Origin of the sequence: Lapillicoccus jejuensis (assembly GCF_006715055.1) — a bacterium.
Classification (GTDB): Bacteria; Actinomycetota; Actinomycetes; order Actinomycetales; family Dermatophilaceae; genus Lapillicoccus; species Lapillicoccus jejuensis.
In genome coordinates this window covers 3,051,593-3,064,973 of the sequence record NZ_VFMN01000001.1, presented here as the reverse complement: position 1 = coordinate 3,064,973, position 13,381 = coordinate 3,051,593, and the positions used below count along the sequence as shown (strand labels likewise).

Annotated in this window: 15 protein-coding genes and 1 pseudogene; 4 read left to right on the top strand and 12 right to left on the bottom strand. The window is 74.3% G+C overall.

Annotated features, from left to right (window positions below):
• Positions 1-48 precede the first annotated feature (48 nt).
• Positions 49-1,587, bottom strand: a complete 1,539-nt coding sequence (gene gltX, locus FB458_RS14260) for a glutamate--tRNA ligase (protein WP_141849080.1) — start codon at positions 1,585-1,587, stop codon at positions 49-51.
• Positions 1,588-1,712: 125 nt separating this feature from the next.
• Here gltX and FB458_RS14255 point away from each other — a divergent pair, with 125 nt between their 5' ends.
• On the top strand, positions 1,713-2,180 hold the full coding sequence (locus tag FB458_RS14255; protein ID WP_141849079.1) for a nuclear transport factor 2 family protein: 468 nt from the start codon (positions 1,713-1,715) through the stop codon (positions 2,178-2,180).
• Positions 2,181-2,756 (top strand): TetR/AcrR family transcriptional regulator, encoded by a 576-nt coding sequence (locus tag FB458_RS14250; RefSeq protein WP_141849078.1) that lies wholly within the window; start codon positions 2,181-2,183, stop codon positions 2,754-2,756.
• On the opposite strand, the gene FB458_RS14245 is transcribed toward FB458_RS14250, so the two are convergent.
• Together FB458_RS14245 and FB458_RS14240 are read right to left on the bottom strand one after the other, a co-directional pair.
• Positions 2,695-3,402, bottom strand: coding sequence for a DUF4037 domain-containing protein (locus tag FB458_RS14245; RefSeq protein WP_141849077.1), 708 nt, complete (start codon positions 3,400-3,402; stop codon positions 2,695-2,697). The genes FB458_RS14250 and FB458_RS14245 overlap by 62 nt on opposite strands.
• Positions 3,403-3,453: 51 nt before the next feature.
• Complete coding sequence (locus tag FB458_RS14240) at positions 3,454-3,894, bottom strand: MarR family winged helix-turn-helix transcriptional regulator (protein WP_141849076.1); 441 nt, start codon at positions 3,892-3,894, stop codon at positions 3,454-3,456.
• Between the two features lie 38 nt (positions 3,895-3,932).
• On the opposite strand from FB458_RS14240, the gene FB458_RS14235 reads away from it, so the two are divergent.
• On the top strand, positions 3,933-4,862 hold the full coding sequence (locus tag FB458_RS14235; protein WP_141849075.1) for a tryptophan-rich sensory protein: 930 nt from the start codon (positions 3,933-3,935) through the stop codon (positions 4,860-4,862).
• A gap of 75 nt (positions 4,863-4,937) precedes the next feature.
• Here the strand turns inward: FB458_RS14235 and FB458_RS14230 are convergent, their stop codons facing one another.
• Both FB458_RS14230 and FB458_RS14225 read right to left on the bottom strand, forming a co-directional pair.
• Positions 4,938-6,281 (bottom strand): C1 family peptidase, encoded by a 1,344-nt coding sequence (locus tag FB458_RS14230; RefSeq protein WP_141849074.1) that lies wholly within the window; start codon positions 6,279-6,281, stop codon positions 4,938-4,940.
• A gap of 23 nt (positions 6,282-6,304) precedes the next feature.
• Complete coding sequence (locus FB458_RS14225; RefSeq protein WP_141849073.1) at positions 6,305-7,081, bottom strand: fumarylacetoacetate hydrolase family protein; 777 nt, start codon at positions 7,079-7,081, stop codon at positions 6,305-6,307.
• A gap of 40 nt (positions 7,082-7,121) precedes the next feature.
• Here FB458_RS14225 and FB458_RS14220 point away from each other — a divergent pair, with 40 nt between their 5' ends.
• Entirely contained in the window at positions 7,122-8,159 is a 1,038-nt protein-coding gene (locus FB458_RS14220) for a 3-methyladenine DNA glycosylase (protein ID WP_246061216.1), read from the top strand.
• Here FB458_RS14220 and FB458_RS14215 read toward each other — a convergent pair.
• The 7 genes and pseudogenes from FB458_RS14215 to cimA all read right to left on the bottom strand — a co-directional run.
• A pseudogene (locus FB458_RS14215) lies at positions 8,154-8,492 on the bottom strand (GNAT family N-acetyltransferase); the annotation flags it as partial. The gene FB458_RS14220 and the pseudogene FB458_RS14215 sit on opposite strands and share 6 nt — an antisense overlap.
• A 47-nt stretch (positions 8,493-8,539) precedes the next feature.
• The gene (locus FB458_RS14210; RefSeq protein ID WP_141849072.1) at positions 8,540-9,328 is read right to left on the bottom strand and encodes a DsbA family protein; all 789 of its coding nucleotides are present in this window, start codon (positions 9,326-9,328) and stop codon (positions 8,540-8,542) included.
• Entirely contained in the window at positions 9,325-9,948 is a 624-nt protein-coding gene (locus FB458_RS14205) for a MauE/DoxX family redox-associated membrane protein (RefSeq protein ID WP_170185691.1), read from the bottom strand. The genes FB458_RS14210 and FB458_RS14205 overlap by 4 nt, the downstream gene beginning before the upstream one ends.
• A gap of 139 nt (positions 9,949-10,087) precedes the next feature.
• Positions 10,088-10,714: a hypothetical protein gene (locus tag FB458_RS14200; protein ID WP_141849070.1), complete on the bottom strand. Its 627-nt coding sequence runs from the start codon at positions 10,712-10,714 to the stop codon at positions 10,088-10,090.
• A 40-nt stretch (positions 10,715-10,754) separates the two neighbouring features.
• Complete coding sequence (locus FB458_RS14195) at positions 10,755-11,201, bottom strand: DUF1707 SHOCT-like domain-containing protein (RefSeq protein WP_141849069.1); 447 nt, start codon at positions 11,199-11,201, stop codon at positions 10,755-10,757.
• A complete protein-coding gene (locus FB458_RS14190; RefSeq protein ID WP_141849068.1) occupies positions 11,198-11,482 on the bottom strand; it encodes a hypothetical protein in 285 nt (94 codons plus the stop codon). Before FB458_RS14190 ends, FB458_RS14195 begins: the two co-directional genes overlap by 4 nt.
• Positions 11,483-11,611: 129 nt before the next feature.
• On the bottom strand, positions 11,612-13,222 hold the full coding sequence (gene cimA, locus FB458_RS14185) for a citramalate synthase (RefSeq protein WP_141849067.1): 1,611 nt from the start codon (positions 13,220-13,222) through the stop codon (positions 11,612-11,614).
• Positions 13,223-13,381: the final 159 nt, after the last annotated feature.

Sequence of the window (13,381 nt, the reverse complement as noted above, 5' to 3'; positions counted from 1 at the left end):
CGGGTTTCCCGGGACGCCGCCGGTCCGCAGGGCCGGCTCCCCCGTGGGTCAGAGGGTGGCGCGCAGGGCCCGCATCCGGGCCAGCGTGGAGGCCTTGCCGAGGATCTCCATCGACTCGAAGAGCGGCGGCGAGACCCGCTGGCCGGAGACGGCGGTCCGCAGCGGCCCGAAGGCGAACTTCGGCTTGACGCCGAGGCCCTCGACGATGGCCGCGCGCAGCGCGGCCTCGATCGGCGCGGCGGCGAAGGTCGGCTCCGACCCGAGCGGGCCGCCGCGCTCGTCCGGGACCGCCTCGAGCGCCTCGACCGCGGCGTCGAGCACCTGCGCGGCGTCGTCCTTCAGCTGGGCCCGGGCGTCGTCGGCGATCTCGAGCGCGTCGTCGGCGAGGTAGAACGGGCGCACGAGCGCCGACGCGTCGGTGAGCTTGACGATGCGGGTCTGCACGAGCTCGGTGAGGGCCCGCAGCCGGCCGAGCTCGCCGAGCGTCGGCGCCTCCCCCAGCACGCCGTCGCGCTGGAGGAAGGGCAGCAGCCGCGAGGCGAGCTCGTCGGTCGGCAGCTCGCGCAGGTAGACCCCGTTGAGCCAGTCGAGCTTGTCGAGGTTGAAGACCGACCCGGCCGGGTTGACGTCCTTCCAGGCGAAGCGCTGCGCGAACTCGGCGAAGGTGAAGACCTCGCGCTCGGTCCCGTCGGCCTCGACGACCGGCGGGTAGCCCTGCAGGGCGAGGAAGTTGACCAGCGCCTCGGGCAGGTACCCCTCGTCGCGGAACCACGTCAGCCGCGCCCACGGGCTCTTGCGCTTGGAGATCTTGGCCTTCTTCTCGTCGCGCAGCAGCGGGAAGTGGGCGAACTTCGGCGGCTCGAGCCCGAACCACCGGTAGAGCAGCAGGTGCTTGGGCGTGCTGGAGATCCACTCCTGGCCGCGCACGACGTGGGTGATGCCCATCTCGTGGTCGTCGACGACGACGGCGAGGTGGTAGGTCGGGAAGCCGTCGGCCTTGAGCAGCACCTGGTCGTCGGGCCGCGGCGCCTTGGTCCGGCCCATGATGAGGTCGTCGAAGACGAGCTCCACGTCGTCGGGGACGAGCATCCGCACGACCGGCGTCTCGGTGAAGCCGGGCAGCTGCGCGCGCTCCTCGCGCGTCTTCCCGTAGCAGAGCCGGTCGTAGCCGGTCGGCTCCTTGGCCTTCTGCTGCACCTCGCGCATGTGCGCGAGCCGCTCGCCGGAGCACCAGCACAGGTACGCCTTGCCCTCGGCGAGGAGGCGGTCGGCGTACGGGCGGTAGTGGTCGAGCCGCTCGCTCTGCCGGTACGGCGCGTACGGGCCGCCCACGTCCGGGCCCTCGTCCCAGGTCAGCCCGAGCCAGTGCAGCGTGTCGTAGAGCTGCTGCTCGCTGTCGGCCTGGAACCGCGCCCGGTCGGTGTCCTCGACGCGCAGGACGAACGAGCCGCCCTGCTGCCGCGCGAAGGCGAGGTCGAACATCGCCATGTAGGCGGTGCCCACGTGCGGGTCGCCGGTGGGCGACGGCGCGACCCGCAGTCGCGGGGCGTCGGGGGTGCGGGTGGGGCTGGTCACGGCGTCGCTCATGGTGCCGACCAGCCTAGTGCGGCCGTACGGCGCCCCGTACGCCCCCGGGCGCGCCCCACCACCGATCGGGTGTACCGTTCGACTCACACTGTACTGATCGGTACAAACGATCCCGAGGAGAGCACATGGCCCGCCCGCCCCTGCCCCCGTTCGACGCCGTCTCGGCCGCGCAGAAGGTGCGCGCCGCCGAGGACGCCTGGAACTCCCGCGACCCCGAGCGCATCTCGCTCGCGTACAGCGAGGTCAGCTGGTGGCGCAACCGGTCGACGTTCGTCTCGGGACGGACCGAGATCGTCCGCTTCCTCACCGGCAAGTGGGAGCGGGAGCTGGACTACCGGCTGGTCAAGGAGCTGTGGGCGTCCACCGGGGACGTCATCGCGGTCCGCTTCGCCTACGAGTTCCACGACGCCGACGGTCGGTGGTTCCGCGCCCACGGCAACGAGAACTGGCGCTTCGACGGCGAGGGCCTGATGACCCACCGGCACGCGAGCATCAACGACGTCGCCATCGAGGACTCGGACCGGCTGTTCCACTGGGACGCGCCGGGCCCGCGCCCCGCCGACCACCCCGGCCTCACCGAGCTGGGGCTGTAGGTGGCCCGGACCGTCCTCGACCGGTCGGACGCGGTGCGGGAGCTGGCGGTCGTCTTCCGCCGGCGGGGGTTCGAGGGCGCCACCCTGTCGGTCATCCGCGAGGAGACCGGCATCGGGCGCGGGAGCCTCTACCACTTCTTCCCCGACGGCAAGAGCGACATGGCCCGGGCCGTGCTCGACGAGGTGCGGGCCTGGTTCGACGAGCAGGTCTTCGGGCCGCTGCGGACCGGGGCGGACCCGGCCGACGCCGTGTCGGCGAGCTTGCGCGTCGTCGAGGACTACTTCGCCTCCCGCGAGCGCGTCTGCCTCTTCGCGGTGATGACCCTCGGAGCGGAGCAGGAGACCTCCGCCCGTGAGGTCCGCCGCTACTTCGCCGACTGGGTCGACGCCCTCGCGCTGGCCCTCTCCAGGGGCGGGGTCGGCGAGCCGGAGGCTGCCGAGGCGGCGCTCGACGCGGTCGCCGCCGTCCAGGGGGCGCTGACGCTGGCCCGCGCCCTCGACGACGACACGGTCCTCACCGGGGTCGTCGCGCGGACCGGGCGCCGGCTGCGGGCGGCGCTGGACCGGCCGGCCTGACCACCGCCGCGCGCCGGTCCGGCGCGGTGAGCAGGTCGACCGAGCCGCACCACTGCTCGACCGCGCCGAGCGGGAAGGCGGCGCGCGCGTCCACGTCATCGACCCCGTCGAGCAGCACCTGCGTCACCCCCGTCCGCACCCCGAGGAAGCGCCGGTCGAAGAACGGCTCCAGCGGGTCCGGGCCGACCACGACGAGGCCGGCGGCGCGCTGGACGTCGTACAGGCCGCGCAGCGCCCGCGCGAGGTGCTCCTGACGCTCGCGCCAGGTGGGGGCGGCGAGCGCCGCCGTGAGGGCGGGCACGAGCGCACCGCACCGCGGCAGGCCGGCGAAGACGGTGCCGCGCCACGTGGGGTACGGCGCCCAGCGCCCCTCGAGGAGGAACCCGAGGTGCAGCGCCGCGTCGACCAGCCGCGCGGTCACCACCCGGGAGCCAAGCTCGTCGCCCTGCTCCCCCGTGCGCCCGACGAGCGGCAGCTCCTGGGCGAGCCGCTGCCAGTCGACGGCGACGAGGACGGCGGCCAGGTCGCGGGGGTACGACGCCAGCCGCGCCCGGACGCCGGTCGGCTCGCCGGTGTCGTCCCGCCACACCGGGCCGGCCGTCACCTCGAGCGCCGCCTGGCCGGGGAGGGCGAGCCAGTCGGCCACGTCCCACGCCGCCGCCGGGTCGAGAAAGGACCAGTCCGTCGCCGTACGGCGTCACGCGCGCAGCGCCTCGACGAGCCGGACCAGCTCGGCGCGGAACGAGGGGGAGTCGGCGAGGTGCGCGGTGACGAGCTCGTCGCTGACGCCGGCCCGGGTCACCGCGCCGAGGACGTCGAGACCGTCGGGGGTCGCCTCGACGACGAGCCGTCGTCGGTCCTGCTCGTCGCGGCGGCGGGTCACGTGACCGGAGCGCTCGAGCCGGTCGAGAACGCGGCTCATCGTCTGCTCCTGCACCCGGCTGGCCGCGGCGACCTGGCGCTGGGTCAGCGGGCCGTCCTGGAGCGCGTGCAGGGCGAGCAGACCGGCGTGCGTGACGCCGTGGCCGGCGAGCCAGCCGTCCCAGTCGCGCTCGACGAGCCGGGCCGCGGTCGACAGCAGCCGCCCGAGGGGCCACTGTGCCGGGTCCTCCCCGGGCACCGTCCCCTCGTCGCTCACGGTGGCAGGCTACCCAGCCCCTCCGTAAAATACTCAGCATGCTCAGTGATCAGGCCACCAGCGTCCCGGCCGCGACGTCGTCGCGGCCCACCACGACCGACCGGGTCCGCCAGGTCGTCGTCACCGTCAGCGAGGTGCTCTGCGTCTACGGCACCCTCGTCGGCGTCGGCGTGCTCGGCACGTCCGTGGAGACCAGCTCCGGCGGCGCGCTGTCGGCGGAGGCCACCCGCATCGCCCCGCCCGGCCCCGCCTTCTCGATCTGGTCCGTGGTCTACCTCGGGCTGTTCCTCTACACGATCTGGCAGTGGCTGCCGTCGCAGGCCACGCAGCGCCGGATGCGCTCGACCGGCTGGCTGGCCGCCGTGTCGATGCTCCTCAACGCCGGCTGGCTGCTGGTCACCCAGCAGGGCTGGATCTGGGTGAGCGTCGTCGTCATCCTCGCGCTGGTGCTCGTCCTCGGCGAGCTCGTGCGCCGCCTGACGGCCATCCCGCCGACCGCGTCGCCCGCGACCTCCCGCGGCCGGCGCCTCGCGGAGCTCGTCGTGGTCGACGGCACGTTCGGGCTCTACCTCGGCTGGGTCGCCGTCGCGACGGCCGCCAACGTCACCGCCGCGCTCGTCAGCTCCGGGGTGCGCCCGTCCGACGCCGTCAGCGACCTGCTCGCCGTCGTCGTCATCGCCGTCGTCGCCCTGATCAGCGTCGTCGTCTCGCGCGCCTTCGGCGGTCGGTACGCCGTCGCCGCCGCGTCGGCCTGGGGCCTGGCCTGGATCGCCGTCGGCCGCACGACGTCCGAGCCCGCCTCGACGGTGACCGCTGTCGCCGCCGTCCTCGCGGCCCTCGTCGTCGTGGCCGCCGCGCTGCGCTTCCACCGCCGAGCGGGCACGGACGGCGCGGACGGCACCGACGGCACCAGCGCGAGCACGGGCACGACGTCCGGCCGGGTCCGCGGCCGCACCGTCACCGCCTGACAGACCGCAGCGTCCGCACCGCGGGGGCATTGGTGCCCCGACGGTGCGGACGCTGCCCGTGGTCCGGGTGAGCGGTCAGCGGGCGAGGGCGCCCATCGGGTCCCAGGCGGGCAGCACGACCGGCTCCTCGTCGAGACGTGCCTGCAGCTCGGCCGGCAGTGCCGAGCGCCGTACGGCGATCTCGAAGACGTGCTCGTCGAACCAGCCGTCGGCCATCGTGTTGAAGCCCTTGTCGGCCTTGTCGCCACCCCACGAGTTCTCGACGCGCCAGCGGCGCGCGGTGGGGCCGTGCTCGGTGTCGACGACGTCGACGCCGGTGAGCAGCATGGCGTGGGTCATCATCGTCGCGCCGTGCAGCAGCCGGTCGGCCTTGTCGAGGTCGGTGGTGTGCTCGTAGAGGGCGTCGTAGTCGAAGAGCCGGGCGTCCCAGGTGCCCGACTCCTTCTCGTACTGCTGGCTCACGTCGCAGCCGAACCACACCGGCTCGCCGCCGACGATGGACTCGCGGGCGAGCCGCTTGAGCAGCGACGGCTCGACGTTGAGGTAGGTGACGTCCGGTGCGCCGACGACGTTGCCGAGGTGCTCGACGGTGAAGACGTGGTGGCGGGGGCTCGAGGCCCGCGGGTCGTCGACGAGGCAGACGTACTCGTCGAGCGGGATCGTCACGTACTTCTCCGCGAACTGCTGCGGGGTGAGCGGGCCGTCGCGGTGGAAGCCCTTGTCCTTGTCGCGCCACTGCCAGTCCACGACCTCGGGCGGGGTGCCGAGGTGCAGCGTGAGGATCCGGTGCACGGTCGCCAGGGCCGCTCCCTTGATCTCCTGGAGGGCGGCTGCGTCGTCGCCGGCGGCGGCGCGGGCCCGCAGGTCGCGGGCGGCCTGGCGCAGCACCGCCGACACGTCGCGGTTCAGCTGCCGGGTCGAGGACGACGCGACGGTCTCGGGCATCGCCGACTTCGGCACGAGGCCGTACTTGCGCACCAGCGCGACGAACATGTTCCACTGCCCGCCGTCGCCGGTCGGGTCGGACATGAGGAACGCGACCGTCCGGTCGTCGACCTCGCGGTCGGCGGTCTCGATCACGCCCTCGAGCCAGAAGTTCGCCTTCTCGAGCTTGTCCCAGAAGAGCAGGTGGTTCTGCGAGAACTCGAAGTCCTTGACGCCGAGCTTCTCGGCCGCGCCGACTCGCAGCAGGTTGAGGCCGGCGAACAGCCAGCAGCGGCCGCTCTGCTTCTGGTTGGTCGCCGCCCAGTCGTCCAGCTGGTGCGACATCGAGCGGTCGGCGGCGAGCAGCCGGTCGCGGTCCAGGGCGACGTCGTCGACCTGGTGCCTCGTGACGGCGTTCTGCAGGAGGCGGGCGACCGGGTCGGCCGCGAACTCCTTGGCGTAGCGCTCGACCTGGTCCCGTGTCAGCTCAGTCACCCGGTCACCGTAACCCCGCTCCGTCAGCGGCGCACGAAGGGGTTGGACAGCGTCCCGATCCCCTCGACCTCGACCTCGACCCGCTGGCCCTGGCGCACCGGGCCGACGCCGGCGGGCGTCCCGGTGAGGATGACGTCGCCGGGCAGCAGGGTGAAGGCCGACGACGCGTGCGCGACGAGCTCGGCCACGCCGAAGACCATGTCGCTCGTGCGCCCGTCCTGGACGACCTCGCCGTCGAGGCGGGTGGTGATCCGCAGGTCGCCCGGGTCGAGCTCGGTCTCGACCCACGGCCCGAGCGGCTTGGAGGTGTCGAAACCCTTGGCCCGCGCCCACTGCCCGTCGGAGCGCTGCAGGTCGCGCGCGGTGACGTCGTTGGCGACCGTGTAGCCGAAGACGCAGACGCGCACGTCCTCCGGCTTGACGTTCTTGCAGATCTTGCCGATGACGACGGCGAGCTCGCCCTCGAAGTGGATCTCGCTGCTCGCCTCGAGCATGACGACCGGGTCACCAGGGCCCACGACGGCGGTGTTCGGCGCGAGGAACATCAGCGGCGTCTCGGGGACGTCGTTGCCGAGCTCCTTGGCGTGGTCGACGTAGTTGCGGCCGATGCCGACGACCTTGCTGCGCGGGATGACCGGCGCGAGCAGCCGCGCCTCCTCCAGCGGGACGACGGTCTGCGTCGGCACCACGCCGACGTAGAGCGGGTCGCCCTGCAGGACGTGGAGGACCTCGTCCCCCGGCTCGCCCTCGACGACGCCGAAGAAGGGGTCGTCACCGGTCGTGAACCTCGCGATGCGCATGGTCACCACCCTAGTTCGCGGCGCCACCTACCCTGGTGCGGTGCCCGAGCCGACTCCGTACGACGCCCCGCCGTACGACGTCCTGCCCGCGCCGGTCTGGCGCGAGCGGGAGGCCGCGCACGCGGCCCGGGTCGACGCGGCGACGGCCGGCCACCGCGAGCGCCGCCGCGACGGGCGCCGGCACCCGGTCGAGGACTTCCTCTTCACCTACTACCCGCACTCCCCCGCCAAGCTGCGCCGCTGGCACCCCGGCCCCGGCGTGCTGCTGGCCGGCGCGGCCGGTGACGAGCGCCCGACCTGGCGCTTCCACCGGGTCGTCGGCGACGGCGTCGTCCTCGACGTCGACTCCTTCCTCGCCGCTCGTCAGGGGACGGTCCGCTTCGTGCGCGAGCTGGTGACCCGCACGCTCGTCCGGCCGGCGACGCTGGGCTGCTTCGGGCTTCACGAGTGGGCGATGGCCTACCGGCTGACCCCCGAGCAGCAGCGCCACGCGGACTGGCCGCTGCGGCTCGGCGCCGACGGCACGGACGCCGTCGTCGAGGCGCACCAGATCTCGTGCAGCCACTTCGACGCGTACCGCTTCTTCACCCCTCAGGCCCTGTCGCGCAACGCGATCCGCCCGACCCGCGAGCGGCAGGTCGAGCTCGAGCAGCCCGGCTGCCTGCACGCCGGGATGGACCTCTACAAGTGGGCCTTCAAGCTCTCGCCCGCCGTCCCGTCGGACCTCGTCGCCGACTGCTTCGACCTCGCGCGGGAGATCCGCGAGCTCGACATGCGCGCGGCGCCGTACGACCTCATCGAGCTCGGCTACGAGCCGGTGCGGATCGAGACCCGCGAGGGCAAGGCGGCGTACGTCGCCGCGCAGCGCGGCTTCGCGGTGCGCGGCAACGCCCTACGGCGCCGGCTGGTCGACGTCCTCGACGACCTGCTCGCGCAGGGCGACGCTGCCCGCGGCGACGTCGAGCTCGAGCAGCGGCAGGACGCGGCCGGGGACAGCGGTGCTGGGCACCTCGCCGACGCGCCGCGCACCGAGCCGCAGGTAGAACGCCTCGGCGTGCGGGTCGGCGTCCAGCCGTAGCGTCCGCCACCCGCGAGCGGCGGCACGGGACACCGCGTCCTGCACGAGGAGCCGGCCGACCCCACCGCCCAGCGCGGCCGGGTCGACGAAGAGCATCTCCAGCCGGCCGACGCGCGCCTCGCTGTCCTCGGCGAGCAGCAGGTGGAAGCCGGCGACCCGACCGTCCGCCTCCGCGACGACGGACCGCTCGGCGGCCCCGGCACCGAGGGTGAGGTCGTCGCGGCAGGCGGCGAGGAACGCGGCGTCGTACCCCCAGTGCGCCTTGCTGCGCAGTGCGAGGTCGCTGAGCAGCCTGGCCTCGCCCGGGGTGCCGGGACGCAGCGACGGCGTCACCGGACCAGTGTGGCCGGTGACGCCGCCGTACGGCGCCCTGCCGGGGGTCAGGAGGCCTTGGCCGCCTCGACCGCCTGCTTGACGACGCTCGGGTCGAAGCTCTCGAGGGTCTTGCCGTCGACCTTGACGGTCGGGGTCGAGTTGACGCCGGCCTGCGACGCGGCCTCGGTGACCCGCGCGACCCAGCCCTCGAACGCGCCGTCCTTGACGGCCGCCTCGACCTGCGCCTGCGGCGCCCCGGCCGCGACGGCGAGCTCGACGAGCTTGGCGTCGGTGAGACCGGCCCCGCCCTCGGCGGGCTGGTTGGCGAAGAGCGCGTCGTGGAAGGCCGGGAAGGCGCTCGGCGCCGCGTCGACGACCGCGGCGGCCGCGTTGAGCGAGCGCGTCGAGTAGCGGTCGGTCGAGGCGCGGTCGAGGAAGGCGATCGGCTGGTACTCCACCTTGACCGTCTTGTCGGCGATCCACTGCTTGACCTGCGCGCCGTTGAGCTCCTCGAAGCTGCGGCAGGCCGGGCACTGGAAGTCCTCGTAGACGGTCAGCGTCACCGGCGCGGAGGCGTCGCCGACGACGATCGCGTTGCTGGCGCTGACGTTCGCGGGGTTGCGCGCGTCGGCGACCGCGGCGTCGCGGCGCGAGGACTGGACGACGACGACCACGCTGGCGACGATGCCGAGGACGATCGCCGCGGCGACGGTGACGATGACCGTACGGCGCCGCGCCTCGCGGCGTGCGGCCTCCTGCCGGGCCGCGGCGGCCTTGCGGCGGACGGCGTCGCGGTCGCGGCCACCCTTGGGCGGGCGGGCGCTGCTGGTGGGGGTGCTGGGACGAGGGGTCATCGGGTGCTCCTGGACGGGGTCGGGTCGGGAAGGTCGGTGGGGTCGTCGAGGTCGGTGTCCTCGGCGTCCTCGGCGTCCTCGGTGTCGTCGGCGTCGTCCGCACGGCCTTCGTCGACGACGAGACCGAGCACGCGGTCGAGCGCGAAGCGCCCGCCGCCTCGGGCGAGCAGCAGCCCGCAGCCGAGCAGGACGCCGCCGTTGATCGCGAGCTCGCGCAGGTAGCCCGGCACGGGGTCGTTGGTGAACCCGCCGTTGCCGAAGCAGCCGCACTCGATGGACAGGCCCCGCGCCCAGGCACTGACGATGCCGACGACGAAGGCCAGCGACAGCAGCGCCGTGACGACGGCGACGGGGCGGGTGAGGACGCCGAGCACGAGCAGCAGCCCGAGCGCGACCTCGACGAGCGGCAGGGCGGAGCCCACCGCGGGGACGACGGCTTCGGGCAGCAGCTGGTAGGCCCGGACCGACCGGATGGTCGTGTCGAGGTCGAGCAGCTTGGCGGTGCCGAAGGTGAGGAAGACGCCGCCGACGATCAGGCGGACGACGAGCGGGACCCAGGGTGAGCGCCACCGACCCGAGAGGGTGGACGGCGTCGCCGAGGTCCGTGGGGATGCGGACATGAGGGGTGCTCCGAGGGCTCGGCCCGCGCCGGGCGCGCACGCGCGGCACGGGGGCTCCATGTCCCGGGCGACGACGTGGACCGGGACCGGTCACCGACGGCGCCGGCGACCGAGGAGGACGGGAGCGCGAGAGCCCGCGTCAGCGGGCGGCGTGCTCCCCCGGGACCGGCGGACCGCGCCGCACCAGCGGGGCGACGACGACGGGCGAGGTGACGGGCACGAGCCGCGGCTCGGGCCGCGGACGCAGCACCGGGGTGACGCGCACGGGGGTGAGCAGCACCGGGACGACGTGGGCGACCAGCGCGCCCAGCGCCGACCAGGCGGCCTCGACCCCGCGCAGGGCGAGCCCGCCGGCGGTGGCGACGAGGACCTGGCCGAGCAGAAGGGTGGCGGCGAGCAGCAGGCAGAACAGGGCGGCGTACGCCCCGACCCCGGCGGACACGCCGCCGGCGCAGGCGGTGTCGTGGCGCAGCAGGGCGAGGTCGAGGCCGACCCGGGCGCCGCGACCCATGACGGGCAGGCAGCCCGAGGCGGGCTGGCCGAGGGCGAGCCACAGCACGGCGTGGCCGGCCAGCTGGGCGCCGAGCAGGGCGCCGAGCAGGCGACGCGAGCCGTGCGACCCGGCCAGCAGGCCGGCGACCGCGGCGACCGCGAGGACCGCCAGCAGCGCCGGGAGCGTCGGAAGCGAGCCGGTCAGCGCCGCGTGCACCGCCGCGACCGCGGGCACGGCCACGAGGGGGACGCCGAGGGCGCGGACGGGGCTCACGCGGACACCGTACGGCGCGCGGCTATGACGAGGCTGTGCCTCAGTCCTCCCGCCGACGCGCGCGGCGGGCCTCGCGCTTGCGGCGGGAGCGACCCGGGGATCCGGCGAAGAGCAGCGACCCCATGATCGGGATGGCGAGGAACCACAGCCAGGTCCCGGTCCAGAAGAAGAGGAGCAGCGCGGCGAACGGCGTGACGCCCATGATCGCCTCGCGCTTGCCGTCGAGCCAGGACCCGTCGGGGACCTCGGCGGGCGCGCCCGCCGGCGGGGTCGTCGCGAGGCCGGTACCGGCCGGCCGGGGCTCGGGCAGGTCGGCGAAGAGGGCGTCGACGTCGCCGCGGGTCACGGCGGCGAACGCGGCCGTCGTCCGGCGCTCGTGCTCGGCCGGGTCGAGCCGCCCGGCCCGCCAGTGCTCACCGAGCAGGTCGATGGCCTGCTGCCGTTCGGCGTCCCCCACCCGCTGGGTGGGGTCGGGCGCCTGGGTCACCGGCGCCCGCCGAAGCAGCCACCGCGGCCGAGCATCATCACGGCGGGGATCATGAGGAAGAACACCCACGAGTGGGTGAGCAGGAAGAGCCCGGTGGCGATCATCGGCACGGCGGCCATGAACGCCGGCGGCACGGACCAGGAGCGCGACGCGCAGTCGGTGCTCTCCGGGGCCGACGCGGCGGCCGGGTCCTGCGGCAGGACGACCGGCTGGTCGAGGGGCGCGTCCTGCGGGGTGGCGTCGGTGGGGTGGGCGGTCGGGGTGCTCTGGCTCGTCGTCATGGCTCCACCCTGCCCGGCCGCGCGCGGACCCCCTCGTGACAGGCGTCATGACGGGGCCACGGCGTCCGTCAGCCCTGCGTCCGAGAGGGTGGCGGCAGCCGCCACCACGACCTCGGACGCAGCGGTTCGTCAGCGGATCGGCACCCCGTGCCGCAGCAGCCCGTAGGTCACGCCGTCCGACAGCGCCTGCCACGACGCCTCGACGATGTTCGCCGCGACCCCGACGGTCTCCCACGTCGTCTCGCCGTCGGAGGTCTCGATGAGCACGCGGGTCACGGCGTCGGTGCCGTGCGACGCGTCGAGGATGCGGACCCGGAAGTCGGTCAGCTCGAGCCGCTCGATCTCCGGGTACGTCGCCGTCAGAGCGGCGCGCAGCGCCTGGTCCAGCGCGTTGACGGGGCCGTTGCCCTCCCCCGTCGCGACGTGCCGCTCGCCGCCGGCGGTGACCTTGACCGTCGCCTCGGACAGCGCCTCCCCGTCGCCGCGGGCGTCGGTGATGACGCGCCACGACTCGACCGAGAACCACTGCAGGCTCCCCGGCTCGAGCGTGCGGCGCAGCAGCAGCTCGAACGAGGCGTCCGCGGCGTCGAAGGTGTAGCCGCGCAGCTCGAGGTCCTTGACCGTCGCGAGCAGCCCGGCCACGACCTCGGGCCGGTCGGACAGGTCGACCCCGGCCTCGCGCGCCTTGAGCTCGATGCTCGCCCGGCCGGCCATGTCGGACACGAGGGTGCGCATCGTGTTCCCGACCGCGCCGGGGTCGGTGTGCTGGTAGAGGTCCGGGTCGACCTTGAGGGCGCTGGCGTGCAGGCCGGCCTTGTGCGCGAACGCGGACGCGCCGACGTACGGCTGGCGGCTGTACGGCGGCACGGTGGTCACCTCGCTGATGGCGTGCGCCAGGCGGGTCGCCTCGCGCAGCCGCTCCGGCTCGAGCAGCTCGTGGCCGAGCTTGAGCTGGAGGTTGCTGACGACGGTGAGCAGGTCCGCGTTGCCCGTGCGCTCGCCGTATCCGTTGACCGTGCCCTGCACGTGGGTGGCGCCGGCGTCGACGGCGGCCATCGAGTTGGCCACGGCGCAGCCGGTGTCGTTGTGGCAGTGGATGCCGACGCGGACCTCGTGCTGCGCGGCGGCCCCGCCGAGCGCGTCGTGCACGTCGTGGACGACCTCGGCGACCTGCCCGGGCAGCATGCCGCCGTTGGTGTCGCACAGCGCGACGACCTCGGCGCCGGCCTCGGCCGCGGTGCGCAGCACCTCGAGGGCGTAGGCGCGGTCGCTCGTGTAGCCGTCGAAGAAGTGCTCGGCGTCGAGGAAGACGCGCCGACCCTCGCCGTGCAGGAAGGAGACGGTGTCGCGGACCATCGCGAGGTTCTCCTCGAGCGTGGTGCGCAGGGCGCGCTCGACGTGGCCCGTGTGCGACTTCGCGACAAGGGTGACGACGGCGGCCCCGGAGTCGAGCAGGGCTCGGACGAGGACGTCGTCGGCCGCGCGGGACCCGGCCCGCCGGGTGGCGCCGAACGCGGCGAGGGTCGCGTTCCGCAGGTCGAGCTCGCGCCCGGCGCGGGCGAAGAACTCGGTGTCCTTGGGGTTCGCGCCGGGCCAGCCGCCCTCGATGAACCCGACGCCCAGCTCGTCGAGGTGCCGGGCGATGGCCAGCTTGTCGACGACGGAGAGGTTGAGCCCCTCCTGCTGCGCTCCGTCGCGCAGGGTCGTGTCGTAGACGTGCAGGGCGGGGGCGGTGATCATCGGGTCTGCCTTCGGTGGGGACCGGTGGAGGGCGAGACCCCCTCGTCGCCGTCGGACCGGGACTGGGGTGGCGCCGCCGGACCAACAAAAAGACCCCCCTGGTCAAGGGAGGTCGGCACGACGAGGAGGTCTCGTCGCGCTAGCCGATAATGACGGTGG

What these genes read in the sequence shown, in the direction of transcription:
- gltX (WP_141849080.1), bottom strand. Translation starts at nt 1,587, where the DNA reads ATGAGCGACGCCGTGACCAGCCCCACCCGCACCCCCGACGCCCCGCGA.
- FB458_RS14255 (WP_141849079.1), top strand. Translation starts at nt 1,713, where the DNA reads ATGGCCCGCCCGCCCCTGCCCCCGTTCGACGCCGTCTCGGCCGCGCAG.
- FB458_RS14235 (WP_141849075.1), top strand. Translation starts at nt 3,933, where the DNA reads ATGCTCAGTGATCAGGCCACCAGCGTCCCGGCCGCGACGTCGTCGCGG.
- FB458_RS14225 (WP_141849073.1), bottom strand. Translation starts at nt 7,081, where the DNA reads ATGCGCATCGCGAGGTTCACGACCGGTGACGACCCCTTCTTCGGCGTC.
- FB458_RS14210 (WP_141849072.1), bottom strand. Translation starts at nt 9,328, where the DNA reads ATGACCCCTCGTCCCAGCACCCCCACCAGCAGCGCCCGCCCGCCCAAG.
- FB458_RS14205 (WP_170185691.1), bottom strand. Translation starts at nt 9,948, where the DNA reads ATGTCCGCATCCCCACGGACCTCGGCGACGCCGTCCACCCTCTCGGGT.
- FB458_RS14190 (WP_141849068.1), bottom strand. Translation starts at nt 11,482, where the DNA reads ATGACGACGAGCCAGAGCACCCCGACCGCCCACCCCACCGACGCCACC.
- cimA (WP_141849067.1), bottom strand. Translation starts at nt 13,222, where the DNA reads ATGATCACCGCCCCCGCCCTGCACGTCTACGACACGACCCTGCGCGAC.